The sequence below is a fragment of the Exiguobacterium sp. PFWT01 genome (assembly GCF_018255795.1).
Taxonomy (GTDB): Bacteria; Bacillota; Bacilli; order Exiguobacteriales; family Exiguobacteriaceae; genus Exiguobacterium.
This window is the reverse complement of record NZ_CP073755.1, coordinates 747,382-773,661: the sequence shown is the minus strand read 5'-3', so window position 1 is coordinate 773,661 and position 26,280 is coordinate 747,382. Positions and strand designations below refer to the sequence as shown.

General features: G+C 50.4%; 28 protein-coding genes. 7 read left to right on the top strand and 21 right to left on the bottom strand.

The annotated features are described in order from the left end of the window. Positions 1 to 5: 5 nt before the first annotated feature. The 12 genes from flgK to KD909_RS03985 form a co-directional block, all read right to left on the bottom strand. Complete coding sequence (gene flgK, locus KD909_RS04040) at positions 6 to 1,520, bottom strand: flagellar hook-associated protein FlgK (RefSeq protein WP_211782472.1); 1,515 nt, start codon at positions 1,518 to 1,520, stop codon at positions 6 to 8. Between the two features lie 12 nt (positions 1,521 to 1,532). Continuing rightward, complete coding sequence (flgN, locus tag KD909_RS04035) at positions 1,533 to 1,889, bottom strand: flagellar export chaperone FlgN (RefSeq protein ID WP_211782471.1); 357 nt, start codon at positions 1,887 to 1,889, stop codon at positions 1,533 to 1,535. A gap of 113 nt (positions 1,890 to 2,002) precedes the next feature. Next, entirely contained in the window at positions 2,003 to 2,254 is a 252-nt protein-coding gene (locus tag KD909_RS04030; RefSeq protein WP_211782470.1) for a flagellar biosynthesis anti-sigma factor FlgM, read from the bottom strand. Positions 2,255 to 2,277: 23 nt separating this feature from the next. After that, complete coding sequence (locus KD909_RS04025) at positions 2,278 to 2,673, bottom strand: flagellar protein (RefSeq protein ID WP_211782469.1); 396 nt, start codon at positions 2,671 to 2,673, stop codon at positions 2,278 to 2,280. 18 nt (positions 2,674 to 2,691) lie between these two features. Beyond that, positions 2,692 to 3,360: a ComFC family protein gene (locus tag KD909_RS04020; protein WP_211782468.1), complete on the bottom strand. Its 669-nt coding sequence runs from the start codon at positions 3,358 to 3,360 to the stop codon at positions 2,692 to 2,694. After that, complete coding sequence (locus tag KD909_RS04015; protein ID WP_211782467.1) at positions 3,357 to 4,514, bottom strand: DEAD/DEAH box helicase family protein; 1,158 nt, start codon at positions 4,512 to 4,514, stop codon at positions 3,357 to 3,359. Before KD909_RS04015 ends, KD909_RS04020 begins: the two co-directional genes overlap by 4 nt. Before the next feature lie 121 nt (positions 4,515 to 4,635). After that, positions 4,636 to 6,270, bottom strand: coding sequence for an alpha,alpha-phosphotrehalase (treC, locus tag KD909_RS04010; protein WP_211782466.1), 1,635 nt, complete (start codon positions 6,268 to 6,270; stop codon positions 4,636 to 4,638). A gap of 82 nt (positions 6,271 to 6,352) precedes the next feature. Beyond that, the gene (gene treP, locus KD909_RS04005) at positions 6,353 to 7,801 is read right to left on the bottom strand and encodes a PTS system trehalose-specific EIIBC component (protein ID WP_211782465.1); all 1,449 of its coding nucleotides are present in this window, start codon (positions 7,799 to 7,801) and stop codon (positions 6,353 to 6,355) included. Between the two features lie 202 nt (positions 7,802 to 8,003). Continuing rightward, on the bottom strand, positions 8,004 to 8,714 hold the full coding sequence (gene treR / locus KD909_RS04000; RefSeq protein ID WP_211782464.1) for a trehalose operon repressor: 711 nt from the start codon (positions 8,712 to 8,714) through the stop codon (positions 8,004 to 8,006). Positions 8,715 to 8,759: 45 nt separating this feature from the next. Next, on the bottom strand, positions 8,760 to 9,608 hold the full coding sequence (locus KD909_RS03995) for a DegV family protein (protein ID WP_012726989.1): 849 nt from the start codon (positions 9,606 to 9,608) through the stop codon (positions 8,760 to 8,762). 95 nt (positions 9,609 to 9,703) lie between these two features. Further along, positions 9,704 to 10,396 (bottom strand): response regulator transcription factor, encoded by a 693-nt coding sequence (locus KD909_RS03990; protein WP_305826685.1) that lies wholly within the window; start codon positions 10,394 to 10,396, stop codon positions 9,704 to 9,706. A gap of 22 nt (positions 10,397 to 10,418) precedes the next feature. Next, positions 10,419 to 11,543, bottom strand: a complete 1,125-nt coding sequence (locus KD909_RS03985) for a sensor histidine kinase (RefSeq protein ID WP_012726991.1) — start codon at positions 11,541 to 11,543, stop codon at positions 10,419 to 10,421. Positions 11,544 to 11,722: 179 nt separating this feature from the next. On the opposite strand from KD909_RS03985, the gene KD909_RS03980 reads away from it, so the two are divergent. Together KD909_RS03980 and KD909_RS03975 are read left to right on the top strand one after the other, a co-directional pair. Further along, positions 11,723 to 12,364 carry a YigZ family protein gene (locus KD909_RS03980; RefSeq protein ID WP_211782463.1) on the top strand — a complete coding sequence of 214 codons (642 nt, stop codon included), beginning with the start codon at positions 11,723 to 11,725 and terminating at the stop codon, positions 12,362 to 12,364. Positions 12,365 to 12,405: 41 nt separating this feature from the next. Then, entirely contained in the window at positions 12,406 to 13,413 is a 1,008-nt protein-coding gene (locus KD909_RS03975; protein WP_211782462.1) for an LCP family protein, read from the top strand. Between the two features lie 42 nt (positions 13,414 to 13,455). On the opposite strand, the gene KD909_RS03970 is transcribed toward KD909_RS03975, so the two are convergent. From KD909_RS03970 to KD909_RS03950, 5 genes are all read right to left on the bottom strand, one after another. Continuing rightward, positions 13,456 to 14,508: a glycosyltransferase family 4 protein gene (locus KD909_RS03970; RefSeq protein ID WP_012726994.1), complete on the bottom strand. Its 1,053-nt coding sequence runs from the start codon at positions 14,506 to 14,508 to the stop codon at positions 13,456 to 13,458. Between the two features lie 122 nt (positions 14,509 to 14,630). Then, a complete protein-coding gene (locus KD909_RS03965; protein ID WP_012726995.1) occupies positions 14,631 to 15,038 on the bottom strand; it encodes a Rok-like winged helix domain-containing protein in 408 nt (135 codons plus the stop codon). A gap of 217 nt (positions 15,039 to 15,255) precedes the next feature. Beyond that, positions 15,256 to 15,921 (bottom strand): beta-phosphoglucomutase, encoded by a 666-nt coding sequence (gene pgmB / locus KD909_RS03960; protein WP_211782461.1) that lies wholly within the window; start codon positions 15,919 to 15,921, stop codon positions 15,256 to 15,258. Positions 15,922 to 16,122: 201 nt separating this feature from the next. After that, positions 16,123 to 16,458, bottom strand: a complete 336-nt coding sequence (locus KD909_RS03955; RefSeq protein WP_012726997.1) for an Asp23/Gls24 family envelope stress response protein — start codon at positions 16,456 to 16,458, stop codon at positions 16,123 to 16,125. 74 nt (positions 16,459 to 16,532) lie between these two features. Continuing rightward, the gene (locus tag KD909_RS03950) at positions 16,533 to 17,588 is read right to left on the bottom strand and encodes an acyltransferase family protein (RefSeq protein WP_012726998.1); all 1,056 of its coding nucleotides are present in this window, start codon (positions 17,586 to 17,588) and stop codon (positions 16,533 to 16,535) included. A gap of 326 nt (positions 17,589 to 17,914) precedes the next feature. Between KD909_RS03950 and KD909_RS03945 the strand changes: the two genes are divergently transcribed. Continuing rightward, positions 17,915 to 18,403, top strand: a complete 489-nt coding sequence (locus KD909_RS03945) for a hypothetical protein (RefSeq protein ID WP_012726999.1) — start codon at positions 17,915 to 17,917, stop codon at positions 18,401 to 18,403. 5 nt (positions 18,404 to 18,408) lie between these two features. Here KD909_RS03945 and KD909_RS03940 read toward each other — a convergent pair whose 3' ends face one another. Next, entirely contained in the window at positions 18,409 to 19,008 is a 600-nt protein-coding gene (locus tag KD909_RS03940) for an alpha/beta hydrolase (protein WP_211782460.1), read from the bottom strand. After that, positions 19,005 to 19,949 (bottom strand): ring-cleaving dioxygenase, encoded by a 945-nt coding sequence (locus KD909_RS03935; protein ID WP_211782459.1) that lies wholly within the window; start codon positions 19,947 to 19,949, stop codon positions 19,005 to 19,007. Before KD909_RS03935 ends, KD909_RS03940 begins: the two co-directional genes overlap by 4 nt. A 117-nt stretch (positions 19,950 to 20,066) precedes the next feature. Here KD909_RS03935 and KD909_RS03930 point away from each other — a divergent pair, with 117 nt between their 5' ends. The 3 genes from KD909_RS03930 to KD909_RS03920 all read left to right on the top strand — a co-directional run bounded on the left by KD909_RS03930 (position 20,067) and on the right by KD909_RS03920 (position 22,630). Continuing rightward, the gene (locus tag KD909_RS03930; RefSeq protein ID WP_211782458.1) at positions 20,067 to 20,957 is read left to right on the top strand and encodes an ABC transporter ATP-binding protein; all 891 of its coding nucleotides are present in this window, start codon (positions 20,067 to 20,069) and stop codon (positions 20,955 to 20,957) included. Continuing rightward, a complete protein-coding gene (locus tag KD909_RS03925) occupies positions 20,947 to 22,140 on the top strand; it encodes an ABC transporter permease (RefSeq protein WP_012727002.1) in 1,194 nt (397 codons plus the stop codon). The genes KD909_RS03930 and KD909_RS03925 overlap by 11 nt, the downstream gene beginning before the upstream one ends. A gap of 64 nt (positions 22,141 to 22,204) precedes the next feature. Further along, entirely contained in the window at positions 22,205 to 22,630 is a 426-nt protein-coding gene (locus tag KD909_RS03920; protein ID WP_196431038.1) for a hypothetical protein, read from the top strand. Between the two features lie 66 nt (positions 22,631 to 22,696). Here KD909_RS03920 and KD909_RS03915 read toward each other — a convergent pair whose 3' ends face one another. Both KD909_RS03915 and KD909_RS03910 read right to left on the bottom strand, forming a co-directional pair. Then, a complete protein-coding gene (locus tag KD909_RS03915; protein ID WP_012727004.1) occupies positions 22,697 to 23,296 on the bottom strand; it encodes a helix-turn-helix domain-containing protein in 600 nt (199 codons plus the stop codon). Between the two features lie 90 nt (positions 23,297 to 23,386). Then, positions 23,387 to 23,887 carry a PTS sugar transporter subunit IIA gene (locus KD909_RS03910; protein WP_012727005.1) on the bottom strand — a complete coding sequence of 167 codons (501 nt, stop codon included), beginning with the start codon at positions 23,885 to 23,887 and terminating at the stop codon, positions 23,387 to 23,389. A 208-nt stretch (positions 23,888 to 24,095) separates the two neighbouring features. Here KD909_RS03910 and KD909_RS03905 point away from each other — a divergent pair, with 208 nt between their 5' ends. Further along, positions 24,096 to 25,790 (top strand): M3 family oligoendopeptidase, encoded by a 1,695-nt coding sequence (locus KD909_RS03905; RefSeq protein WP_211782457.1) that lies wholly within the window; start codon positions 24,096 to 24,098, stop codon positions 25,788 to 25,790. The last annotated feature ends 490 nt before the right edge of the window (positions 25,791 to 26,280 follow it).

The window sequence follows — 26,280 nt, the reverse complement described above, 5'->3', positions numbered from 1 at the left end:
AGTCATTACCTCCCTACGACACCCATGCCGTTAATGATTTTGTCTAACATTTCATCGACGGCCGTGATGTTACGTGCCGCCGCATTATAAGCATGTTGATACTGGATCATCATCGTCATCTCTTCATCGAGCGAGACGGCACTGACCGACTGACGACGCTGGTCTGAACTGCTCAACAGGGCGAGTGTACTCTTGGCGAGGTTGCCGTTCTGGCTCGCCTCGACAGCCATGTTCCCGATAACGTTTTGATAGTACTTCCCGATGGAAGTCGTCGCAGTAGATGAACCACCCGTAAATGTGATTTGCGCATTTTTTAAGTTTGCCAAGTCAAGAGCCCCACTACCGTCTCCGATGTTTTGGTCTTTTGAGATGGCAATCAAGTTCAAGTTCGATAAAATTGTCGGATTGACCGTTACGGTCTTCGCATCGCCGACAATAAAGAAATCGATACCTTTTTGCCGGGGATTATCTTGAACATTCCCATCGTAAAAAGTCTTATGCAAATCATTAAATGCCGTCGTGAACTCTTTTGCCATGACATCTAAATCCTTCAACATCTTGGTAAAAGCTCCATCGTGCGTTTCTGTTCCCGTAGCTGAACCGTACATATCAACGAGCGCTTTCAACTTCCCATTTGGTAAGTCACTAAATACGAGTGTTGACGTTCCACCCGCTGCGTTCGTTAGTGTCATATCATTCATTTTCCCGATTCCACCCGTTAATCCATCAACTAATGTAATTTCCGTTGGAGTTGGTGTTCCCGGCACAGAAATTCGAATATCAATCCGTCCTTCCGCGACACGTTGTGAGTTCCCACGTGTCTCCCCGTTCGTATAATCGACCGGTACACGTTTGAACTCGATGTATTGCGACAACTCGTCCATATAGCGATCGCGCTCATCATACAATTCGTTCGGTAAGACCCCAAGCGGTTCCGCATCGCCGATTTGACGGTTGACGTCACCGATTTTCGTCAACAAGTCGTTGATTTTTTTCGTGACGACGCCCGCTTCTGCTTTCAAGTCTTCTTGTACTTTCGATAACGAAGAAGACATGTAGTTGAACGTTTGTGTCAACGTCAACGCTCGCTGCCGAACCACGCTTCGCGCACCCGTATCATCCGGGTTGACCGCCAAGTCTTGAAGGGATGACCAAAATTTATCGAGCGCATGGGCGAGCCCGTTCTCAGACGGTTCGTTGATGATGTCTTCCATCCGGCCGAACGCGGCTTCTTTTGTCGCATAGAAGGCGTTCTTCACCGACTCGTCACGATACTGTTGATCGATCATGAGATCGCGAATTCGGGCGAGTGTCTCCCCGCGTACCCCTGTCCCGAATTGTCCGGCTTTCGTCCCGCCGAAGTTGACCGAGAGCTGTTCGGTCATCCCGAGTGTGAGTCGTTGGCGTGAATAGCCAGGGTTTGAGGCGTTCGCCACGTTATTCCCGGTCGCCTGAAGCGCCCATTGGTGTGTCGAGAGACTGCGGCGTGCCGTCTCTAATCCCATAAATGTTGAACCCATTCCACTTCCTCCTTAAACGTCACGGCTGAACGAGCGTGTTTCGAACGCTTGTTGTCCGTATGTGAAATCATCTGCTTCCGGCATGAGCATATCCAGATGCCAAGTAATATAACGAAGGGATTGTTCGAGTAGCGTCGCGTTCAATTCGTTCTGTCGCTTCAACTCGAACAAGACCGGTCTCAATTCCTCTATCTCTTCATCGTCCAATTCATACGTCCCTTGAAGTCGTTCCGCTTCTTTTTGCGAAATTTGTCGGACGAGTTTCGCTTCTTCTTTGACGAGCGTGCTAAATGCCACCATGTCATTTTGGATCAGAAGCTGTTCTTTTACGTAAGCCAATTCGAGTAACCGTTTATGTAATGTGAGCATGAGTCTCTCCTTTTTCAAAAAAAGAGCCGACTAAAGAAAGGGGTATCCCTTATTTAGTCAGCTTCCGTGCCGTGTTATTCAGTGCGAAGGCCTCAAACGGACCTCGCTTCCATTCATCCTTGTAGAAAGCGTTTAGCGATTTCGCGCGCGTCCCGTGAATATGTGCCTGCACCAATCTCCGCTTTCAAAGCGTCGATTTTTGCGAGACGGTCCGGATGTTTCACCGGTTCTTCAAACCGGGCGCGAGCTTCCGCCGAAATTGACAATTGGTCCGTTTGGCGTGATTGCGCGGGCTTCGGCTCGACTTGCGTTTTCTTTTCATAAGTGTTTGGTAAGTGTACCCACTTGGCTGAATCGATGCGCATGCGTCTTCCCCCTCTTCATGATGTTAATCCAAACGATAAGCGCGGATACTCGACTTTTTCGCCAAGCTCTCCTGCATCTCCTGTAGACTGGACAGTTCTTTCTGCATTTCTCTTTGACAGTTCGAACAAATTTTCCCTTCGTTCGTAGGCCGACCACAACGAACGCAGCTGATGGCGAGCGCCGGATTGTCTTTGATGATCAAGCGTCCTTCATGGATATATCGCGTGATATCAAGTTCAGGGACACCCGTTGCTTCGACCAGTGCTCCGATGGTCGTTTGTTTATTGGCTGGTTCACGAATGAAGTCACGGACTTTCAAAAAATTTTGGAAGTCGACATCACTACATGATGGACAATACGGTGAACGTCCCTGTTTCATAAACAAGCGCCCACACATTTGGCAAGTTGCTGCATCCATTGGTTTCACCTCTGCTCTTTATATCGGACGCGATTTCGATTTGTTTAGCGCCCGAAATAAGCAAATCGCAGAAACTTCTGATGCACCTGCCTGTCGCAACGAAAATGCCGCCTGATGAAGGGTCGTCCCCGTCGTATAGACGTCGTCTACAAGAATGATTTTCCCACATTTCACTGAAGTTGGTACAGTGAAAGGATTCGTTCGGTGTCGTCTTCCTTCTTTCCCGAGTTCACGTTGACTTGAAACCTCCGATTTTTCGAGAATCTGTCGCGCCGGACCGATACATCGCGCGAGCACCTCGGCCTGATTGAAGCGACGTGTCTGAAGCCGCTCCTTACTCAACGGAATCGGAACATAGGTCACGCCAGATGAACGTAATGCCCGAAGCGCTGGCGCGACCGATGAGGCAATGACAACGTCCCCGCTGAATTTAAATCGATGTAGCCAGTCAATTCCTGCCTCATCGTATGCGTACAGGCAGCGGACGGTCAAGTCTAGACCGAGCGCGAGCCAGCGGATGCAGTCCGGACACGTCTCACCGGTCTCGTTCGGTTGACCACAGCGCGGGCAACCCGTCCCGAGCGGCGTCAGTTTCGACTCGCAAGAAGGACACACCCAGTCCCGTCGCCATAATGTGGCAGGAGTCCACGGGACGGTCATCGACTCATGACAAATAAGACATCTCATCGCCGATTCGCCTCCTTGATTTTCCGGATGGCAACATCTTGACGGAATGTCCGCTCCTTGTAAAAGAAACAGACCTCTCCTGTCGGCGCATCCGGTTTTCGTCCCGCCCGACCTGCCATCTGAATGAGCCCTCGTGTCGAGAAGAGCCGATGTTCACTTTCCACCACGGCGACCTGCACGTCCCGAACCGTCATCCCCCGCTCCCAGATGGAGGTCGCAAGGACGACGCCGTTCGTCTCTTGGAGCCAGTGAAGGGCGTCGGTCCGTTCCTCGGTCTCGGCCGATACCGTCCGACAGGTGAGTCCCGCCCCTTCTAATGTCTCGCGGTACCGCTCCAAATCAGGCTTCGTCGGCACGAACAAGAGACGTGGTTTCAAGGCGTGACGTCGACAGAACTCTACGATTCGTTCGTCGGACTGTTTGACAAGTGTCGGGACCGGCAAATCAAATCCGTGATAGCGCCGCGACAGATGAACCGTCGGAAACATCTGTTGCCAAACGGTCGGGGTTGCCGTGATGAACAAGAAGACACCTCTCCCGACCCGCCGAATGGTATTCCATAACGCTATGTCAAAGGCAAACGGGAAAGCATCGGACTCATCGACGAGCACATAATCGAAGACGTCCCGGATATTCATGAGTAACGGCGCGGTCGCCACCGTGATCATCCCGACGGAGTCTTTCTCCCCGCCCCCGTATCGTCTCGTGACAGGCACGGTGAATGCTCGTTCGAGCCGTTCGACCCATTCGATGGCGACGTCTTTCCGCGGGGACACGATCAATACCCGCTTTCCTGCATTGACGACCCGCTCAATCACAGGGAACGTCATCTCCGTCTTCCCGGCGCCACATACCGCATGTACGAGCCCCGTCTTTTGTCCGTCCCACCACGTGAGCAATTGATTTGCGACCCGTTTTTGGTCGGGGGCGAGCTCAAACGGCATCGTCAAATCGGTCGTTTCGAGAGGTGTCGTGATGTCCCGCTCTTGTAGAAAATCACATCGGCAGACACGTCCAAGATAAAGACAGTTCCGGCAGTAAGCACACGATCCGTGATGACAAGTGAACGTCCGGACGTCCGTGCTGAGACAGCGTTTGCAGATGCCGAAGCGGATGGCCCGTTTCCCTGCCTGAGCGACAATGAGTTCTCCCATAACCTGACTCCTTTTTGTCCTCACGCTACCAAAACGGCTATGTAAATGCGATTCGACTTATCTAAAACAACATAGGTCAACTACACAAACAGGACCCGACGAAAGCGTCGGGTCCCACCTGTTATTTCTGTTTGTAGAACATGATCGCCTCGTACGGACGAAGGGACAACGTCGTCCCATCGAGCTCAGGCACGTCGTAGTTGTGGCTGACGACGTTCACCCGCTCGAACCCTTCCGGAATCGTGTACGTCGTTTCGGTTCCATAGAAGTTGGCGACGACGAGAAGCTCCTCGCGATCGGTCTTCCGTGTATATGCCCAAACGTCCAACGAATCAGGTGTGAGAAGCGTGTAGTCCCCATCCGTCAAGACGTCAAGTTCTTTCCGTAATGCAATCAAGTGTTTATAGTGGTAGAACACCGAGTTCGGGTCACGGAGCGCCGTCTCGACGTTCACGTCCTCATAGTTCGGTGCCACGTTGATCCACGGCGTGCCGCTCGTGAAGCCGGCATGCGTCGTCGCATCCCACTGCATCGGCGTCCGCGAGTTGTCGCGTGACTTCTGTTTGATGGCGGCCATCATGTCTTCGTGCGACACGCCCTCTTCCCGCTTCAACTTGTAGATATTGAGCGTCTCGATATCCCGATATTCATCGAGCGAGTCGAAGCCAGGATTCGTCATCCCGATTTCTTCCCCTTGATAGATATACGGTGTCCCTTGAAGGCCATGGAGCACGGTCGCGAGCATCTTCGCGCTCTCGACGCGATGGTTCGTGTCATTCCCGAAACGGCTGACGACACGCGGTTGGTCGTGATTGCACCAGAAGATGGCGTTCCATCCTTTCCCGTGCATCCCGCGTTGCCACGTCGACATGATGTCTTTCAATTGAATGAAATCGAACGGTGCAGCGACGAACTTCTCTCCGTTCGGGTAGTCGACTTTCAAGTGATGGAAGCTGAACGTCATGCTGAGCTCGTTCTCGTCCGGGTTTGAATAGCGGACGCAGTGGTCGAGCGTCGTCGAAGACATCTCTCCGACCGTGATGACGTCATGCCCGTCGAATACTTCTCGGTTCATCTCTTTTAAATATTCGTGGATGCGTGGACCGTCCGTATAGAATTTGCGCCCGTCCGACGCGTCTTCTGGGAAGTCCTGTTCTTTCGAGATGAGGTTGATGACGTCGAGACGGAATCCTTTGATTCCTTTCTTACGCCAGAACCGCATCATCTCGTAGACGTCCTCGCGCATCTGTTCATTCTCCCAGTTCAAGTCGGCCTGGGTCACGTCGAACAAGTGGAGATAATATTGCCCGCTCTTCTCATCATATTCCCACGCGTTTCCGCCGAACTTCGATTCCCAGTTCGTCGGTTCGTCGCGCCAGATGTAGTAATCACGGTACCGCTCGTCTCCCGCCAATGATTTTTGGAACCATTCGTGTTCGGTCGATGAGTGGTTGACGACGATGTCCATCATGAGGCCAATGCCCCGCGCCTCTGCCTCACGGATCAATTCATCGAGGTCTTCCATCGTCCCGTAAGACGGGTCGATGGCATAGTAATCACTCACGTCATAGCCATTATCGTGTTGAGGTGACTGATAGACAGGCGTCATCCAAATGTATTCGATGCCGAGTTCTGCCAAGTAATCCAGCTTCGCCGTCACCCCTTTAATCGATCCGGTCGCGTTCCCTTCCGGACTGTAAAAACTTTTCGGGTAAATTTGATAGACGACTGATTTGCGCCAATTTTTCTGTGTCATCAACGACATCTCCTTTTTGTAAGAGTTTTCATTTCAATAGGAAAGAGGGAAGAACTGCCGTCCCTCCCTCCCGAGTCATTACTTATGCGACTTTGTTTTCTTCAAGTTCACCTTTCTTCATGTAACGCTTCGACAAGATGAATGTGAGCGCGAACGGAACGATGATCGCGATGACCATGCCCACGATGAAGAGAAGGATCTTATCTGTGAAGATGGAGAGGAATCCAGGGAGTCCTCCGACACCGATGGCGATTGCTTGCACATCGTTCAATGTGATAAAGATAGCAGCGATTGCCGACCCGATCATCGCAGAGTAGAACGGGAATTTATTTGGTAAGTTGACCCCGAACATGGCCGGCTCTGTGATTCCGAAATAAGCCGAGATGGCTGAAGTCGATGCCATGCTCTTTTGTTTCGCGTTGTGCTTGTAGACGAAGAACATCGCGAGTGCGGCCGAACCTTGAGCAATGTTTGAGAGTGCGATCATCGGCCAGATGAACGTACCGCCTGTATCGGCGATCAATTGAAGGTCGATGGCGATGAACAAGTGGTGCATCCCGGTGACGACGAGCGGCGCGTAGAACAATCCGAAGAGGAGTGCCCCGACGACCGGTACGGCTTCGAACGTGTTGACGAGTCCTGTCGCGATCACGTTCCCGATTCCACGAGTGACCGGTCCAACGATTGCGAGTGCGAGGAATCCTGTGACAACGATTGTTGTGATTGGAACGACCAAGAGTTGGATGGCGTTCGGTACACGTTTTTTCAAGAACATCTCGATTTGGCTCAAGATATAGGCAGCGGCGAGTACCGGCAAGATTTGACCTTGGTAGCCGACTTTCTCGATTTCGAAGAGTCCGAGGATATCAAACGTCGGTACTTCTCCTTCAAGTGCTGCCGTTCCGTAGCCCCATGCATTCAAGAGGTCCGGGTGAACGAGCAAGAGACCCATGACGATCCCGAGTACTTCGCTCCCACCGAATCGTTTCGTCGCCGACCAACCGACGAGTGCAGGTAAGAACACGAATGACGTATTCGCCATCATGTTGATGAGATCCCAAAGTCCTTGTAGGTTCGGATACGCCTCGATGAGCGTTTGTCCTTCGATGAAGAGACCTTCCGATGCAAGTAAGTTGTTGATCCCCATAAGGAGACCGGCTACGATGATGGCTGGAATGATTGGCATAAAGACGTCAGAGAAGACTTTGACGAGTTTTTGAAGCGGATTCATTTTTTTGCCGCCCGCAGATTTGACCTCGGCGACCGTCGCCGCCTCAAGTCCAGCGAGCTTGATGAACTCGGCATAGACGCGATCGACATCGCCGGCTCCGATGACGATTTGATACACGCCGGAGTTCTCGAACGCCCCTTTGACGAGGTCGATTTCTTTCACGCGTGCCTCATCGACTTTTGATTGATCCTTGAGGGAGAGACGTAGACGCGTCACACAGTGCGCGGCCTTGTCCACGTTGTCTTTGCCCCCGATCGCTTCTAAGATCTCAGCGGCAATTTGACGATAATCTGCCTTCATGTTGAATGTCCTCCTTTGTTTGAAAATTGTAAATGAAAACGGTTACTTATGAGTACAAACAAAGTATAACTTATCTATATAAGTTAAGTCAACAACTTATATAGATAAGTTAAACGTGAAGGTTATGTGTCTTCTATATTGTCAAATTTTCCCTATCTCACCTTCACTCAAACAAAAAACCTCTTCCTGTACGAAAGAGGTTTTAGCGCCGGGCGACATCACTGAACTGGAACTTGTCCAATCGGTGACGTGACTCCGTGTATTCAAATTGTTGCCCTTCATATAAGAACGTATCGTTCGTGATGACGATGACATATTCGTAATCATGCAAGTCGAGCCGCTTCCGGTCGAGTTCGGTCACGTCTTCTGCTGCAATCTTTCGTTTGGCGTAGCTGATCTGTAAGCCGAGCTCTCCTTCGATATATCCATAAATCGAACGAGCCGCAATCTCTTCTGTTAATCCAGGGACGAGGTCTTTGACGAAATAGTTGATGTCTAAAATGACGTTCTCCCCGTCAAAGTTCCGGACCCGTTCGATGCGAAACACGTGCGTCCCTGCCGCCAAGTTCATCCGTTCGGCGAGCCAAGTCGGGGCCTCCATCTCTTCAAACGAAGCGACGTGGGTCTGAATGGAACGACCGAGCATGCTCGCGTACACTTCTGAGAAACTGACGATGCCGTTGAATTGAAACTCGATCTGGTCCCGTTTCAATACGAACACGCCTTTTCCGTGATGCTTCCGGACATACCCGTTTTCCTGTAAAAGATCGAGCGCTTTTCGGACGGTTCCCCGACTGGCCTCGAACTGATGCATCAACTCGGTCTCAGACGGAAGCTTTGAGTCAGCGGGTCTTGTTCCATTTCGCATCTCTTCTGCCAGACGCTCAAAGATTTGGCGATATTTCGCCATCACATTCCCTCCTCCATTGAAAAAGACGACCTTAGACGGTCGTCTCTCTTACCATTCGCGACGATACCACGTGATGCCGATTGCACCAGGTCCGAGATGCGTTCCGATGACGGGACCGAAATGGCTTCCCGAGATGTGTGCTTTCGGGAACTTCTGTTTCATCGAAGCGATCTCTTCCGCCTGACGCTCCGGGCAGTTGGCGTGAATGATGCCGATGCAGTAGCCTTCACCGTCCCCGGCAATCGATTCGTCCATCATCTCTTCGATTCGGCGCACAGCCTTCTTGTACGTCCGAATCTTCTCGAACGGGACGATCAATTTATCCTGGAAATGAAGGACCGGCTTGATTTGTAAGAACGATCCGACGAGCGCTTGCGCCGCGCTCAACCGTCCACCGCGTTGCAAATGGTCGAGGTCATCGACGACGAAGTACGCGCGAATCGAATCACGGACCGTTTCAAGTCGGGCGATGATTTCTTCCGGTGTCGCCCCGTTGTCACGGAGGTGAAGGGCCTCTTCGACCATGAACGCTTGCGGCATACACGAAATCTCTGAGTCAAACGCATGAACCGTCACGTCGACCATGTCATTTAGCGCGACCATCGATTGGTACGTTCCGCTGATTCCACTGGAGAGCGTGATCGCAATCACGTCCGTCACATCGTCCGGCAAGCTCTCAATCAATTCGACCGTCTCACCAATGACCGGTTGCGACGTCGTCGGCAGGTTACCCGCCTCGATACGCTCATAAAACGCCTCGGTCGACATATCAATCGACTCGCGGTACGACGCGCCATCGAAGATGACACTGAGTGGTGCGACATGGACGTCATGTCGCGCCAAAAAATCATCCGACAGATAGGCGGTACTGTCGGTTAAAATCGCAATGTTTCCCATACTATATCCTCACTTTACGTCGTTTCATTTTTCCAATTATGTTAGGATTCCATTCCATATTGTAACACAAAAACGAGGTAAAGCATCGGTGACGCTCAAATCTCGACCCAACCCCGGCGAATCGCATCCACGACGGCTTGTGTCCGGTCGTTCACGTCCATTTTACGAAGCACGGAAGAGACGTGGTTTTTGACCGTCTTCTCACTGATAAAGAGCATGTCACTGATGTCTCGGTTCGAGCGACCGTCTGCGAGAAGGTGTAACACCTCGACTTCACGGCGCGACAACAATTGATAGACCGGGTCATCCGTACGGCTCTCGACGCCACGTCCCGCTTGTTCCCCTTTGAATTGCAAGAGGCGACGGTACTCCTTCAGTACGTTCGTCGTCACTTTCGGATGAAGGTACGCCCCATCTTTTGCGACGGCACGGACTGCCGAGATCAATTCTGTCGATGCGACTTCTTTCAACAAGAAGCCTGATGCCCCCGCTTCAAGCGCATGCGTGATATACGACTCATCATCATGGATTGAAAGAATGAGGACACGTGTCTCTGGTGACAGGAGTGACAGTTGCTTTGTCGCCTCAATCCCGTTCATGTCTGGCATGTTGATATCCATGATCAAAATTTCTGGTTTTTGCTCGCCCGCGATGCGAATCGCTTCACGACCCGTGCGCCCTTCGGCGACAACTTTAAATTCATCCTCTAAATCAAAAATCCGCTTCAATCCTTCACGGAACAGTTCGTGATCATCCACGATTGCAATGCGTGTCTGTGTCATTTCCATGTATGTCTTCCCCCTTGTTCTCTCACGGAATCGGAATCGACATCCGGACGACCGTCCCTTTGCCGACTTCCGAGTCAATGGTGATGCTTCCGTTCACCAATTCAATTCGTTCGCGCATTCCGACAATCCCGAACGACTCTTCGCCAATCGCGCTCGGTTCAAACCCGACACCGTAGTCGCGGACGTGAATGTGAATCACATCGCTCGCCTGCTCGACATTGACGATGATTTCGGCTGTTTTTGCATGTTTGATCGCATTTTGGACCGATTCTTGAACGAGACGGAACACGTTAATCTCCAGCTTCTCGGGTAATCGCGCACGCGACCCCCGATAGTTGAGACGTGTCTTGATCGCCGTATACTCCTCCGTTTGATGGAGATAGCGCTCGAGCGTCGGCAAAAAGCCTAAATCGTCAAGCGACATCGGACGTAAATCATAGATCAAACGACGGACGTCGACGAGTGCCCCACGAATCAACTTTTTCAATTCATGTAATTCGGCAAACGCCTCGTCTTTTCCTCGTTTGTCAAACGTCTTTTCAATCAGATCGGCCCGTATCAAAATATGAGCAAGCGATTGCGCTGGACCGTCGTGCATCTCGCGGGCGAGATGGCGTCGCTCACGCTCGGCCGCTTCGAATACACCGATGGCCATCTCTTGCTTCTTCATCATATCCGAATACTCTTGCTGTAGGTCGTCCCGTAAGAAGTTCAAGACGACACTCACTCGACCGATCAACTTTTCGGCACGCTCAATCGTATCCTCTAAGATGAGCAGACGACGCTCTAAGTCGTTCCGACGTTGCTGTGCCGCCATCTCTTCTTTTTGAACAAGAAAACGCTCGAGTTGCATTTGATTCGCCCGTTCGTAGGCTTCACGAATTTCTTGCTCACTATGTATATGAAACTTTTTGCTGACTTGAACGAGCTTGGCCTTTGCAGCTTTCACGAGTCGGTCGAGTCGATCGGACTCCTCGATGTAGAACTCGATTTTATCCGTCAATTCTTTTAACTCGTTTTGAATTGCTGAATATTCAGTTGCAGAACTTTCGGTTATACGGACAATCTCCTCTTTACTTTCCGTCACCGTTTCAATCATATTTGTTATGATATGTTCTAAAGCTGTCCGATCGGTAATATGATTCACGATGCCATCCCCTAATAGTTCGGTAGTTAATCCTCATCTATTCTTATATATCGTCCCACTCTAAACAGGTTTACAGCGGACATGAGAGATTTTCTATAATTCCATTCGCTATAAATAGCATATGTGCCTACTTGAATTCTAAAAAAAATATTCAAAAATAGAAAGGAGAATTTTCAGAAATGTCTATTGAGTCAAATTATACTATAAAACAAAGTGGAACATACGAAGTCGTTATCCAAAAATCAAAATTTATTGCTCATTTCAAACGTGTCGAAACCGAGGAAGAGGCGCAGACGTTCATCCAAGCCATTAAGAAAGAGCATTGGAACGCAAACCATAACTGTTCCGCCTACATCATCGGGGAACGAAACGAGCACCAGAAAGCGAATGACGACGGTGAGCCGAGCGGTACGGCCGGCATGCCGATGCTCGAGGTGTTACGCAAACGTCACTTGAAAGATACGGTCGTCGTCGTGACACGTTATTTCGGTGGAATCAAGCTCGGTGGCGGCGGACTCATTCGCGCCTACGGTGGGACCGTGAGCGAAGGACTTGATGCGATCGGCATCGTCGAGCGTCTACCGATGCAACAGTTGACACTCACCGTCGACTATACATGGATTGGGAAAGTCGAAAATGAGTTGAGACAGTCTAGCTACCTGCTCGATGACATCATCTACGCAGACCTCGTCACGTTTCATGTGTCGGTCCCCGTGGAACAAACAGAGGAGGCGCTCGCTTGGCTAACAGACATGACGAACGGTCAAGGTCAGCTTCAAACTCATACAATCCGCATCATCGAACGTGATTTCAAGCGTTGAAACGCCTATACTAAAAGAAACGACTGAAATGAGGAAACAACATGGAAACACCCCCACGCAAGAAAAGATCACCTTGGAAAATTGTCCTCATCGTGTTGGGTGTCGTATTGCTGATCGGTGGTTCCGCTTTCGGCTATTTTGTCTTCAAAGCGAATGAAACCGCCGAAAACGCGAACAAGGCGTTGGAACGTGGTGACAAGTCAGAACGTCGCGACGAGACCATCGACTTGACGAAAGATCACTTTTCCGTCCTGTTAGCAGGAGTCGATGGCGGCGCCTCGCTCGAGGAAGGACGGACCGATTCGCTCATGGTCGCCACGTTCAACAAGGAATCGCGGCAAGTGACGCTCGTCAGCATCCCACGTGACTCGTATGTCGACATCATCATCGACGATGAGGATCCGTTCAAAGACAAGATCAACCATGCATATGCTTACGGAGGCATCGACACGACCATCGCGACCGTCGAGAACTTGCTCGACATCCCGATCGATTACTATGCAACCATTAACTTTGATGGAATCGAAGATTTGGTCGATGCGGTTGGTGGCGTCGAGATTGACGTCCTCATCCCTATCTCCGGTAGAGCGACCGGAAATGTCGAGCTAGAGCCTGGCGTTCAAGTCTTAAACGGAAAAGAAGCACTCGCTTACGCTCGGATGCGGAAGCAAGACCCTGCCGGCGACATCGGTCGAGCCGGTCGACAACAGCAAGTCATCGAGGCCATCATCAATGAGGCGACGACCATCAACTCGTTTACGAAGCTGAACCGGATCATGAATGCCGTCGGCGAGAACATCCGGACGAACATGACGTTGTCAGAGGCCTCACAACTTCAGCCTTACGCAAAGTCGCTGAAGTCGTTCAACCGCGAAACACTCGAAGGGACTGATTTGACGCTGAACGGGGTCTACTATTATGAAATCGACCCGGCTGACCTTCGTGACGCCCAGGCCCTTCTCCAGACGGAGCTCGGGATGCCCGTCACGGCGGACGAACCGTCAACCGATGAAACGGACGATTCGATGACCGAAACGATCACGTACTAAAACAAATAATAGCCAGTATCGCGCGGCGATACTGGCTATTATTTAGGTTCGCGGTCGACCGAGCAGTCGTCGGGACGTGCGAATGATTGGTTTATAGTTCGGATGAATCAGTTCAGTCGATTCCACGATCAATTCGATGACAATTAACACGACGATGAACGTGATGACCGCACCGAGCATCGTCGTCTTGGCGAACAAGATGGATGAGATGCCAAAGAATAAGGTCATCCCGTACATAAGTAGGACCGCTTGCCGTGTCGTGAAGCCCATATCGATCAACTGGTGATGCATATGCGATTTATCTGGCGACATCGGCGGTCGACCCTGGACGAGTCGACGCACGATGGCGAAGATCGTATCCGAAATCGGTAACCCGAGCAAGAGAACCGGAACGACGAGCGAGAACAACGTCACGTTCTTAAATCCGATGAGCGAGAAGACAGCGAGCATATATCCAAGGAACAGTGCCCCCGTATCGCCCATAAAGATTTTCGCCGGGTAGAAATTATGGACGAGAAACCCGAGCGTGCTTGCAAGGAGCAAGAGAGCCATCATCGTCAAATAGACGTTTCCCTGAATGATGGCCAAGACAGCAATCGTCCCGAGGGCGATGCTCGACACACCCGCGGCGAGTCCATCAAGACCGTCTATCAAGTTGATGGCATTCGTGATCCCAATCAGCCAGAGGACGGTGATCGGGATGCTCCATGACCCGAGGTAGAGTTGCTGGTCGAACGGAAGATTGATGAGTTCGATTCGCATCCCCGAGTTCAAGACGACGACCGTCGCAATCATCTGTCCCATCAGCTTGACGCGGGCCGATAGTTGGAACCGGTCATCGATCAGTCCGGTAAGGAGAATCACGACAGCCCCAATCAAGATGGCATCATTATAACGACTCGTCGGAAGCAGCAAGGCATAGCCGATGAAGAATGCGATAAAAATCGCAAGACCCCCGATTCGTGGCATCGTCCGTAAATGTACTTTTCGTGCGTTCGGATGATCGACCGCACCGATGAAAAATGCGAATCGACGAACGAGCGGTGTAATCAAGATGGCCATCACAAAACTGACCAACATGGCAATCCATAGCATGGGCCGACAGTTCCTCTCTCAAAAAAATAGACTCTGGCGAATTATATCATATTTTGAATTCATGAGTAGATATCAGTCCGTTTACAACAAAAGCCGATGAGGCGTTCCCCATCGGCTCTGGATTATGAAAGTGTCGCTGCCACTTCTTCTGTCGGTTCGTATGTATACAAGCCGCGACCAATTTTTTTGATTTCCGGGTTGACCCCTTCAATCTTCACCATCAATTGGTAAATGTTGCTGATGTGATGACGGTAACGGAGTTCAAGTTCCATTTGAATATCACGCACACTCATCGTCTGACGCTCCTTCAATAGATCCGTCACTTGATGAACGTACACCTCGAGCGGATAACGCTGGTTCACACGGCGTGGACGTAGGCGTTTTGACGCGTCAGTCATTGGGTCCTTCTCTTCTTTATCTCGACTCAATTCCGCAATCAAATACTCGGCACGTCGTTGCAATTGACGATACGACTCCTCAATTTCCATCAATTCTCGATAAATGTGGTCATTGACATTCGTAGATTCCATACACAAATCCCCTTCTACATCCAATTATAATTTGGAATTCCCTAATTTAAATCAGTAATTCCTAATAATCCCTCTATATCTTCTATAAAAGTGTAACGGATTTGTAATGTGTTTGTCATCTCTTTTTGGGCAATTCTGTCTATTTAGGACTTTTGACTCAAAAAAGACGACGACTGTTCGGGGCAGTCGCCGTCTCACGGAAGATGATTGTAGTCATTTACACGTGAACGCGTTCGAGGATGCGTTCAAGCGAAAGTTCGTCAGTAGAAGCGACGATGAGGTCTGCATGACCAAGCATCGATTCTTCTCCGACGGCGACAGCAAACATATTTGCCGCTTTGATTGCAGTTACGCCGGCAGCCGCGTCTTCAACGCCGATGGCGAGTTCGGGTTTCACGCCAAGGGCAGAAGCGGCCTTCAAAAACACTTCGGGGTGTGGTTTTGACTGGGCGACAGTTGCTGCATCGACAATATGGTCGAAGTAATGGCGGACACCAAGTGCATCAACGACCGCAAATGCGTTCTTTGATGCAGAAGCCATTCCGATTTTGAGTCCCGCCTCTTTGATTTCATCGAGGAATGAAACGATACCAGGAAGAAGATCGTTGGATGAGATGTGTTGAATGAGTTCAACGTAGTGCTCGTTTTTCTTTTGTGCGAGTTCTTCTTTCTCTTCCGGTGTGAAATCGTTCTGTTTACCGCCGAGCGTAAGGATCCGCTCAAGCGACTCAGTCCGACTCACGCCTTTGAGCGTTTCGTTGAATTCGCGGTCAAATGGAATTCCGAGCTCTTCACCGAGCTGCTTCCAAGCGAGGTAATGGTACTCTGCCGTGTCAGTGATGACACCGTCCAAATCGAAAATCACTGCTTCAATCGTTGACATACATGCTTTCCGCCTTTCCTTCAAATGCTTGTGTCGTCAGACTACATTTAGGGAACTTGACAAGTACCCGTCGCACGTTTGGTCAATGATGCAAACGGTTGCACTTGTTCGATTTCTATTATAAATGAAAACGTTATCTTGATGCAACCGTTTTCGCAAAAATCAAAAAAAAGAGAAGAGCCTGTGCTCTCCCCTTCCTTATCACAGCTGAATCCCGACCACTTTCACGTTCACAGAACGTGGTGTCATCGCAAGCATCGTGTCCATATCTTGCGTGATGCGCTCTTGGACGGCCGTCACCGTTTTGATGATCGACTGTCCGTACGCGATGTAAAGCGATAGGTTGATGGTGATACCTTCGTCCGACTCATCGACTTTCACATGTTTCATGAGCGCACGCTCTGACAATTTCGTATCTTCTTGCGTGAACGAGACGTGTTTCGTTTCTTTGACCGCGACCGCGGCAATCATTTCAACGACGTGACGTGATACGTTCACGTCGCCTTCTGTGCTGTGCATTCCATTTTCGTATGGCATAGGGTCACTTCCTTAACTCTAGTTTCGTTTCTTCTTAATAAAGTGTAGCGGAAATGTTGCGTTTAGAAAAGACTTTACCCTTTTACACCCTTCGTATTTTGGACACGCTTCACGTCAATCTCGACGAGCGGACGCAAGAGACGGACCATCGGTGGACTGATAATCACGAGGACCATCACAAAGGCGACCCCGAACAAGACGAGCAGTTGCATCCAAGATGTCGGCATGAATCCTGCCGGTATGAACGCCTTCCAGGCGACGACAAAGAAGACGTGGACGAGATAGACGTACAGACTATACTGTCCGGCACGCGAGAAAATCGGCAGCTGTCGTCCCGGGATGATGAGCGCGAAGCTGATCGACATGAGGAGCGACACCGTATAGACGATCAAGAAGGCGAACGGACCGCTCCACATCGCCTCAGGGACGGCCGTGTCATAGGCGAAACGGAATTTGAACAAGTTGCCGATATGGTAGAACGTATCGTCTTGTTGGACGCGCATGGAGACCAAGAGCCCCAGTGTGAGCGTGGTGAAAACGATCGCCCCGCCGATGCGGTATCGGTTCCGGTGCTCGGCCCGTTTCGGTAGCTCAAAGAAGTTGAGCGTATTGCGCTCGGACATCCAGTTCCCGATCAAGAAGAACGGATAGAACATGATGACTTTACGTAACGCGAAATACCCCGTCGCCTCGGCTTGGAATCCGAACAGGAGCGCGAATAATAGTGCATACAACACGTACCCCTTCAGTTGTGTCACGTACGGGGTGATGATGTACCAGAAAATGATGGCCATCAGATACCAAAGCGCCCAGTATGGCTTCAACAAATTCAGTCCTGGATTTTCAAGTGAGAAAATCGGAATCCCTTCTGTAAACGCGAACCATGACCCTAGGATGACCTGCCAAATGACATAGACCACGAATAACTGGATCACGCGCAAATAGCGGTTCTCCCGATAAAAGTAACCGCTCAACATGATAAACAACGGCATGTGGAAGGTATACAGGAACAGATACACCCACTTTGGTAAAATGTCGTCATAAGCGCCGCGGACATCTGTCAACAAGTGTCCGAAGACGACGAGTAGGACGAGTACTCCTTTAATATTGTCATACCAATAATTTCTCATAACATTCCCTCTAGTTCTCTATGATGACTGCAATGAAGCTGACCTTCATGTTTTCACGTTCTCTTTATAGACAGAATCCATGAAGGTCATGGAAAATTCCCTCACCTATCATAAGCGATTCCTCCACAAAGTGAAATTACGTTTCAACAAAATTTTCATGTCTTCATTGTCATCATTCCCATAATTCGAAGAATGCAAGCCGAAACGTCAAAAAATCCTCACGATTCAGCATGTTGTGCGCGTATTCAAATAGACGGGATTGGGTACAGTATAGTATAGTGGTGTTACTAAATATTCAGAATATTCTAATAAAGGAGGTGGAGAGAATGGCATCGATCATCCGGAATCGACATCATATGGTGCACGACCCAAAACGTTCATTCTCTAACTTCGGATTCTGGTGGTTCGTCAGCGTCTTTTCCGTCGGATTGCTCCTTGTCGCCTTCGAGTCAGTCCGCAACGGGTTCTCTGCCATTCATCCTGTCTTATCTAGCATGGCTTTCCTCGGTCTCACGTTCGTGCTCGGTGTCTGCGCTAAACTGGCTCGTGACGTCTGGTGGCTCAACTACTTACTCGAGCGCACCCAAAACCGCTACTTATACATCGGTGGCGACACGCTCCAAAGTTGGCAGTATACGCTCGACTCGATTTGGTTGCTCACGCGCACCTCACAAAAAAAGCTCGGCCGATTGTATATCCAAATCGACCGAACTGTGCGTGCTGAGGAAGCGAAACGTTTATTCGCCGCCTATTTGATTGACCGAGGTGTCCTCGTTGTCTATTCTCGTCCGAACAAACCGAAAAAAATGGCTTGAATGAATCAGTCGAGGTATGCGGCAATCCATGTCCGTGCTGCCTCGACTTCTTCCATGCGAAGTTCATGTCCCCCCGAGTGATAGAAGAGCTCGACGTCCGCTCCCGCGCTTCGGAGTGTCGATGTCAGCTCTTCTGTTTCTGTTTTCGGGCAAATCGGGTCGCGTTCGCCAGCCGAGATGAACACGTTCGACCCTGACAAGTCAGGTAGCGTCAATGAACGGTCCGGTACCATCGGGTGGAATAGGAGTGAAGCAGTGAACGCCGGATGACGGTAAAGCGCCGACCCGATCAAATTCGCCCCGTTCGAGTAGCCGAGCGGGATCATCTTGTCTCGGTCGATACCATACGTTGTCGCCGCTTCATCTAAAAACTGAAGGAAGCGCTCTGTCTGTTTCTTTAAATCTTCAAGGTCGAGCACCCCTTCCGCGTGACGACGGAAGAAACGGGACATCCCGTTTTCGATGACATCCCCTCGAAGCGTCAAGATGTTCGCCTCGGTCGACAGTTCTTTCGCGAGCGGAATCAAATCCTGCTCGGTCCCTCCAGTTCCGTGTAATAAAACGAGTGTCGTCTCTTTGGTACCTTGAATGAATTGATGAATCATATGCGTTCTCCTCTCGGGATCGTGATTGTTGATAGTGTGCGGACGATTTTATCTCGGTCCGCTTCGAGCCATGGCGGTAAGCGCAACGTCTCACCAAGCGTGTCAACGGATTCGTCCACGGTGAATCCAGGTACGTCCGTCGCGAGTTCGTGCAGGATGCGACCGGCATCATGGAAATAGACGGAGCGGAAGTAGTTCCGTTCTTTCACTTCGGTCGGTCTTAACCCAAGGTCAAAGATGGCATCTTGCCAGGTCGGATAATGTTCTCCGTCAGAAATGCGCCACGCGATGTGATGAACCGTTCCCGTCCCAGGGACCCCGTTCGGTAAAATCGTTTTCTTCACATCGATGACGTTCCCGTAATCGGCTGACCCTTTCAAACGGACCCACTCATCATCCTCTGCGACCCTTTCAAAGCCGAACAGTTCCGTCAACAAGCGCACGGTCTCGTCCGGCGCTTTTGACAACAAAGTCGCTCCGGCGAATCCGACAATCGCTTCACGTTCTGTGATACCGGGGATGACCCAACGTGTCTGTTTAGAGCTCGGTCGGGCGACGAGTTCGACGACGAGTCCGTCCGGGTCCTCGAACAAGAGAGACGCCTCACCGAAACGTTCAGTGGCGACGGTCGAGATCCCGTGCTGTTGTAGTCTTTCTTCCCAGAACGGTAAACTTCCTGCCGGTACGAGATAAGTCGTCACGCCGACTTGGCCGCTCCCGACCTGCCCTTTCCCTAATCCCGGGATCGGGAAAAACGTGATCACCGTTCCCGGTGTCCCGACTTCGTCCCCAAAATAGAGATGATACGTGCCCGGGTCATCAAAATTGACGGTCTGCTTCACGAAGCGGAGACCGAGCACCTGTCCATAAAAATCTAGCGTACGTTGTGGGTCTTGTACCATCGACGAAATGTGATGGATTCCCGTAGACTGCGTTTTCATTGTCATCCTCCTTTTATTATCTTGATTTCAAGATAAATCATTTACCAGAAAAAGTGAAACTTTTTGCTCAAGGTGGCGTACGATAGAAGAAGAGACATTCTAAGGAGGGAATAGAATATGGCATTACATATCGAACGCGTCACCAAGGAATTCGGTGACTTCAAAGCTGTCGACGACCTCACATTCCTCGTCCCACAAGGGGAAATGTTTGGTCTGCTCGGTGCAAACGGTGCTGGAAAGACTACGACATTCCGCATGATCCTCGACATCCTGAAACCGACCGATGGAAGTATCACGTGGAACGGCAAGGCGGTCGACCATCGCATCGTCGGCTATTTGCCCGAGGAACGTGGCCTGTATCCGAAATCCCAAGTTCGTGAACAGCTCGTCTTTCTCGCAAGCCTAAAGGGCATGCGCGGGAGCGACGCCAAACGCGCGGTCAAGTCGTGGCTCGAACGCCTCGAAATTCCTCAATATGAGACGATGCGTGTCGAGCAGCTATCAAAAGGGAATCAACAGAAGATCCAACTCGTCGCCGCCCTGCTCCATAACCCGGAACTCGTCATCTTAGACGAACCGTTCAGCGGGCTCGACCCGGTCAACGTCGAAATTCTGAAGCGTGAAGTTCTCGCATTGCGTGACGCCGGGACGACCATCGTCTTCTCGAGTCATCGAATGGAGCATGTCGAAGAATTGTGTCAACACGTCGGCATCTTGAAAGGTGGCCGTGCCGTCGTGAGCGGTGACGTCCCGACAATCAAGTCAAGATACGAAGAGCCTGCCCTCTTCATTGAAACGGACCAGATTCACATTCTCGAGTCGCTCCCAGTCGTGGAGACAATCGAGCCCTACAAATCCGGTCATCTCGTACGCTTGCATTCTTTCGAAGATAGTGACACCGTCCTGTCGGCGCTCGTCCGTCATCAGGCGAACGTGAAGACGTTCATGCGTCAACCGGTATCACTCAATGACATCTTCATCAAGGAGGTCGGACAGCATGTTTCATAACTTTGGACCGCTCTATGCGTTCACACTCAAATCGAGAATTCGTTCGAAAGCATTCCTCATCTCGACGGCGTTGACGATCCTGTTCATATTCGGGTTCACGAACATCGACCGCATCATGTCCTCCTTCGAGGACTCTGAACAGGCGAGTGCTCTCGTCGTATCTGAAAACACAGAACTCGTCGACACGATGAAGTCCCTCGGCTATGAAGACGTCGCCTCTAGCGAAATCACGGAAGAAGAGGCGCGGGCCGGCATCAATGACGGAGAGTATGGGGTCGTCGCCTTTGTTGACGGCTATGATGCCCGCGTCATCTCCGAACGCCCGGAACAGGAGTTCACGACTCTCTTGCAAACATCCTTACAACAGTTGCGCAATGCGGAATTGATCGAATCGTCCGATGTCGACCCGGCCGTCATCGCTGCCCTCAGCGAACCGATCCAACTCGACGAGTCCTATCTCGGACGCGGTGGAGAGAACTCGGATGAACTCCTCTCGTCCTCGGCGCTCGTTTACGTCATGTTGATGCTCTTGTACATCTCGATCATCACGTACGGATCGATGATTTCAACAGAAGTGACGACGGAGAAGTCATCGCGTGTCATGGAGCTCATCATCTCGACGACTCATCCGGTGACCCATATGCTTGCGAAAGTGACCGCCATCGGAACGCTTGCCCTCATCCAAATCGGGATCTTCCTCGGGTTTGGTTATGTGAGTGCGAGTGGTAGCGAGCTGGCGACGACGGTCATCGAGAACGCCGGCAACGCACGGGCCGTCATCTATCTACTCGTGTTCTTCTTGCTCGGATACTTGTTGTACGCCTCACTCTTCGCCGTCCTCGGCTCACTCGTCAGCCGAGTCGAAGAGTCACAACAAATGGTCATGCCGGTCATCATGCTCCTCGTCGCCGCATTCTTAGTCGCGATGTTCGGTTTGAACAACCCGGATGCGACCATCGTGACCATCCTCTCATTCGTCCCGTTCTTCGCTCCGATGCTCATGTTCCTTCGTGTCATGCTCGTCGATGTGGCCGTATGGGAAGTGGCGCTCTCGATCGGGTTACTCATCGGAACGATCGGTGTCACGTTGTGGATCGGCTCGAAATTCTATCGTGGCGGCGTCTTGTTCTATGGAACGAACGCCATTAAACAATGGCGACAAATATTACAAAACCGTCAATAACGTTTACAGCAAATTCGTTTTCGTTTACTCTAAAGAATGTGCAAAATGAGGAGGAAAACGAACTATGCGATCACGATTACTCGCAGCCTTAATCTTTACGTTTATGACGACGCTCACAACGTTCATCTGTTATACCGTCTTCTTAGACGCGGATGCGTTATGGCAAATCCTGCTTGCCTATGCAGGCAGTGCGTTCATCGGAACGCTCGCGTTTTGGTATCCGGTCAGCAGACGCTCTCAAACGTCCCGCTTCGGTGGCGCATGGATCGGCATCATGATTACTGCAGCGACACTCATTGGCTTCACCGTCATTCGTTTCACATTCCGCGGGGACGCAGCAGCATTGCTCGACTGGCAAACGATGCTGGCGAGTCTTGCCTACACATTCGGTTATGTCGGATGGGTGCTCACAATCTTGAATATCGTGCTCGGCTTCTTACTCGCCGGCACACGTCCAAAAGTACGCTACGAAGCGCGTCCGATGCGCTGATTGAAGTGACCGGGAGATTCTCCTGGTCACTTTTTTGTGCACAAAAAACCGTAGAATGCTCTACGGTCATTGCAATTTATACGATTTGTCAACGACGCCATACTCTGCGTACTGAAATGAGTTATCCGCGAATTGGTCTGGGACGAGACGTTCCACATAGCGAGCGAACGGGACGATGTGACGCGTCGTGTCATGTGACCGTCCGAGGTCAAGCACCGCATCGACGAGCGCTTCGAGTGCATGGTGTGACGTCGGTTCCTCGTCTTCTTTGAAAATGCGATGTAACTCTTCTTCGTGCATTAGGTCAAAGATGCGCATCCGTTCTTCGAGTTGCCGTTGCATCTCCTCGACGGACTTCCCGTGCATCGCTTCTTCATAGGCGAGCTTCATCTGTTCGAGTTCCGGTACTTTTCCTCGCATGAGTACCTTGAGTGACTCTCCCGTCCAAATATGGCGGGCCAAATAGTTCGGGTCGATTTGCAAAGCGTCTGCGAGCGCCTCTATGTAAGGCATGGTCGGATAGACCTCACTCAGTTCGGTACGTCGGATAAAGTACGGGGCGACGCCAATCCGTTCCGCAAGCGTCTCAATCGACAATCCAGCCCGTTCCCGTAATATTCGTATCCGATCCCCGTATCCCCGGTATGGTGCATTTTTTCCATCCATCTCAATTCCCCCTTCCCTCTCTTCATTATAATTCCCGCATTCGCAAAAAAATACTCGGAAGCCTAAGCTCCCGAGTCATGGGTCGTCTCCTTATTTCTTTGTCAATTCGACGACTTCCGAAGATCCAGCTGTCACCGTGTCGCCTTCTGCGACAAGTTTGTTCACGCCGAAGCTGTCGTGGTTCGTGATGATGATCGGAGTGATCGTTGATGGCGCGTTCGCTTTGATGAAGTCGAGGTCGAACGTGACGAGTGGGTCGCCTGCTTTGACAGATTGCCCTTCTGTGACGTGTGTCTCGAAGCCTTCACCTTTTAGGTTGACCGTGTCCAAACCGATGTGAATCAAGTATTCCGCACCGTTGTCCGCGTTGATGCCGATCGCGTGTTTCGTTGGGAAGACTGTCGCGATTGTTCCGCTGACCGGTGAGACGACTTTTCCTTCTGTCGGCTCGATCGCAATCCCGTCACCCATCATTTTTTGTGAGAATACTTGGTCCGGTACGTTCGTGATGTCGACGACCTTTCCTGTAAGCGGTGAAACCGCGTTGAGTTGTTCTTCTTTACCACCAAAAAGTTTTTTAAAGAATCCCATAGCTTAATCCCTCCAACATGTTCTATTGAATCGAAGTCTCCACTTTTATACCCGAAAAGCTAATACTTCAATCCCTACCCCATTAACGGTATAGTTGTAATAAGGTAGTGCGAAATCGTTTTACACATCGTAAGAATACGAGTGTGCAATCGCTTTTGCAAGCCCTTTTTACACTTTGTAAAAATTTCACACGATGGAGGCGCTTACAATGACGACTTTCACAAAATTGTCATATGAACGGCCCGACTTGGACGCTTTGAACAGCAGATTGTCGGACTATTCTGCCGAATTACAGCAAGCCAGCACACTCGAGGAAGCGAACGAACTCATTCGCCAAATCAACAAGGAACGGAACGACTTTGAGACACAAAGTCAGCTCGTCGCGATCCGACATTCGGTCGACACACGCGATTCGTTTTACGAGGAAGAACAAGCCTTCTTTGACGACGCACTTCCGGTCTATGAAAAGGAGATTCAAGCGTACTATCGCGTCTTGACGAACCACGAGCTTCGCACTGAACTCGAAGCGGAATGGGGCAGCCAATTGTTCTCGCTCGCCGAACGCGCACTCGAAACGTTCGAGGAGTCACTCATCCCGAAATTACAGGAAGAAAATCGCCTCGCGACAGCTTATCAAAAAGTCATGTCCGCTGCGCAAATCGAATTTGACGGCAAGACGCTCAACTTGTCACAGTTCGGTCCGTATCTTCAATCACCAGACCGTGATATCCGAAAAGCCGCATCTGTCGCCCGCTATACATACCTTTCTGACAACGGCGACGAGCTCGACCGCATTTATGGGGAACTCGTACGCGTCCGTACGGAAATCGCTCATGCGCTCGGCTTCCCGTCGTTCGTCGAACTCGGTTATGCACGGATGCAGCGTGTCGGCTATGACGAGTCGATGGTCGACAACTTCCGGAAACAAGTCCGTGACGTCATCGTCCCACTCGCATCTGCTTTGAAAGAAAAGCAGGCGAAACGAATCGGTGTCGACCACCTCTATTACTATGACGAGTCGTTCGTCTTCCCAGACGGTAACGCGACACCACAAGGGGATGAGTCGTTCATCATCGAAGGCGGAAACAAGATGTATCGTGAACTCTCAAATGAAACGGACGAGTTCTTCCAGTACATGCAGGAACGCGGCGCCCTCGACTTGACGGCGAAACCAGGGAAATCTGGCGGCGGATACTGCACGTACTTGCCGTCTGAAGGGCTTCCGTTCATCTTCTCGAACTTCAACGGGACGGCCGGCGACATCGACGTGCTCACGCACGAAGTCGGTCATGCCTTCCAAGTGTATGAGAGCCGTCATTTGACGACACCGGAATATGCCTTCCCGACGTATGAGGCGTGCGAGATTCACTCGATGTCGATGGAATTCTTCTGTTGGCCATGGATGGAGCTCTTCTTCGGCGACCAAGTCGACAAGTATAAGTTCAATCACTTGGCCGGTAGCATGACGTTCCTTCCGTATGGCGTGCTCGTCGATGAGTTCCAACACGTCGTCTACCGCAACCCTGAGATGACAGCAGCCGAGCGTCGTCAGGCATGGCGCGATTTGGAGAAGGTATATCTCCCGCACCGCGATTATGAGACGAACGACTATCTCGAATCGGGCGCATGGTGGCACCAACAAGGTCACATCTTCCAAAGCCCGTTCTACTATATCGACTATACGCTCGCACAAGTATGTGCATTCCAGTTCTGGGTGCGCATGCATGAAGACCGCGAAGCGGCATGGAGCGATTACCTCACGCTCTGTCAGGCAGGCGGAAGCCGTTCGTTCCTCGAACTCGTCGAACTGGCAGGCCTCAAGTCTCCATTCGCAGACGACGTGTTGAAAGAAACGATTGATCAAATCGAAGACTATCTCTTGAAACATCCGCTTGCGAACTAACGAGTAAAATGATTACTGAATTTTTTCCAATCAATAGGCTTACCATAAGAAATTCGGGCGCTTTGGAAAAATGACGTTTCAGGATTATTTTATTCACTTGATATGAAAAATAGCAGAAATAACTCTACTGAATTCGAGTTATTTCTGCTATTTGTTTTTTTATTCTTTTATGACTGATACTCAAGAGAATTCAGATTTCAAGCAACACGGTTTTGCACTACTTAGTTTAGACTCTTCTCTACAAAAAAATTCACTACATATCGATTAAGAATTAAGAAGAAGACAACAATTAAATTCATCTCACTTCTACCATCGTTACTTATAATCATATAATTTAATGTAGCAAGCAATATCCATATATTAAGAGCTTGCAGCACCAATAAATTTTTAACTTTATGATATTTTGTATTTTCAATATTTTTAGTTTCAAGCTGCATTCTATTTTTTTCTTCCAAAAACAAAAAAAGTAAATCACTAGAAAATTGCTTAC

Bases quoted from the DNA above. Each gene is read 5' to 3' on its own strand.
- KD909_RS03970 (WP_012726994.1), bottom strand. From the start codon at position 14,508: ATGCTATGGATTGCCATGTTGGTCAGTTTTGTGATGGCCATCTTGATT.
- pgmB (WP_211782461.1), bottom strand. From the start codon at position 15,921: ATGTCAACGATTGAAGCAGTGATTTTCGATTTGGACGGTGTCATCACT.
- KD909_RS03910 (WP_012727005.1), bottom strand. From the start codon at position 23,887: ATGGGATTCTTTAAAAAACTTTTTGGTGGTAAAGAAGAACAACTCAAC.
- KD909_RS03950 (WP_012726998.1), bottom strand. From the start codon at position 17,588: ATGAGAAATTATTGGTATGACAATATTAAAGGAGTACTCGTCCTACTC.
- KD909_RS04015 (WP_211782467.1), bottom strand. From the start codon at position 4,514: ATGGGAGAACTCATTGTCGCTCAGGCAGGGAAACGGGCCATCCGCTTC.
- treC (WP_211782466.1), bottom strand. From the start codon at position 6,270: ATGACACAGAAAAATTGGCGCAAATCAGTCGTCTATCAAATTTACCCG.
- KD909_RS03990 (WP_305826685.1), bottom strand. From the start codon at position 10,396: ATGGAAATGACACAGACACGCATTGCAATCGTGGATGATCACGAACTG.
- KD909_RS04020 (WP_211782468.1), bottom strand. From the start codon at position 3,360: ATGAGATGTCTTATTTGTCATGAGTCGATGACCGTCCCGTGGACTCCT.
- KD909_RS03995 (WP_012726989.1), bottom strand. From the start codon at position 9,608: ATGGGAAACATTGCGATTTTAACCGACAGTACCGCCTATCTGTCGGAT.
- KD909_RS03975 (WP_211782462.1), top strand. From the start codon at position 12,406: ATGGAAACACCCCCACGCAAGAAAAGATCACCTTGGAAAATTGTCCTC.
- KD909_RS04025 (WP_211782469.1), bottom strand. From the start codon at position 2,673: ATGGATGCAGCAACTTGCCAAATGTGTGGGCGCTTGTTTATGAAACAG.
- treP (WP_211782465.1), bottom strand. From the start codon at position 7,801: ATGAAGGCAGATTATCGTCAAATTGCCGCTGAGATCTTAGAAGCGATC.
- KD909_RS03940 (WP_211782460.1), bottom strand. From the start codon at position 19,008: ATGATTCATCAATTCATTCAAGGTACCAAAGAGACGACACTCGTTTTA.
- KD909_RS04030 (WP_211782470.1), bottom strand. From the start codon at position 2,254: ATGCGCATCGATTCAGCCAAGTGGGTACACTTACCAAACACTTATGAA.
- KD909_RS03965 (WP_012726995.1), bottom strand. From the start codon at position 15,038: ATGGAATCTACGAATGTCAATGACCACATTTATCGAGAATTGATGGAA.
- KD909_RS03980 (WP_211782463.1), top strand. From the start codon at position 11,723: ATGTCTATTGAGTCAAATTATACTATAAAACAAAGTGGAACATACGAA.
- KD909_RS03955 (WP_012726997.1), bottom strand. From the start codon at position 16,458: ATGCCATACGAAAATGGAATGCACAGCACAGAAGGCGACGTGAACGTA.
- KD909_RS03920 (WP_196431038.1), top strand. From the start codon at position 22,205: ATGCGATCACGATTACTCGCAGCCTTAATCTTTACGTTTATGACGACG.
- KD909_RS03935 (WP_211782459.1), bottom strand. From the start codon at position 19,949: ATGAAAACGCAGTCTACGGGAATCCATCACATTTCGTCGATGGTACAA.
- KD909_RS03915 (WP_012727004.1), bottom strand. From the start codon at position 23,296: ATGGATGGAAAAAATGCACCATACCGGGGATACGGGGATCGGATACGA.
- KD909_RS03925 (WP_012727002.1), top strand. From the start codon at position 20,947: ATGTTTCATAACTTTGGACCGCTCTATGCGTTCACACTCAAATCGAGA.
- KD909_RS03905 (WP_211782457.1), top strand. From the start codon at position 24,096: ATGACGACTTTCACAAAATTGTCATATGAACGGCCCGACTTGGACGCT.
- flgK (WP_211782472.1), bottom strand. From the start codon at position 1,520: ATGGGTTCAACATTTATGGGATTAGAGACGGCACGCCGCAGTCTCTCG.
- KD909_RS03930 (WP_211782458.1), top strand. From the start codon at position 20,067: ATGGCATTACATATCGAACGCGTCACCAAGGAATTCGGTGACTTCAAA.
- KD909_RS03945 (WP_012726999.1), top strand. From the start codon at position 17,915: ATGGCATCGATCATCCGGAATCGACATCATATGGTGCACGACCCAAAA.
- flgN (WP_211782471.1), bottom strand. From the start codon at position 1,889: ATGCTCACATTACATAAACGGTTACTCGAATTGGCTTACGTAAAAGAA.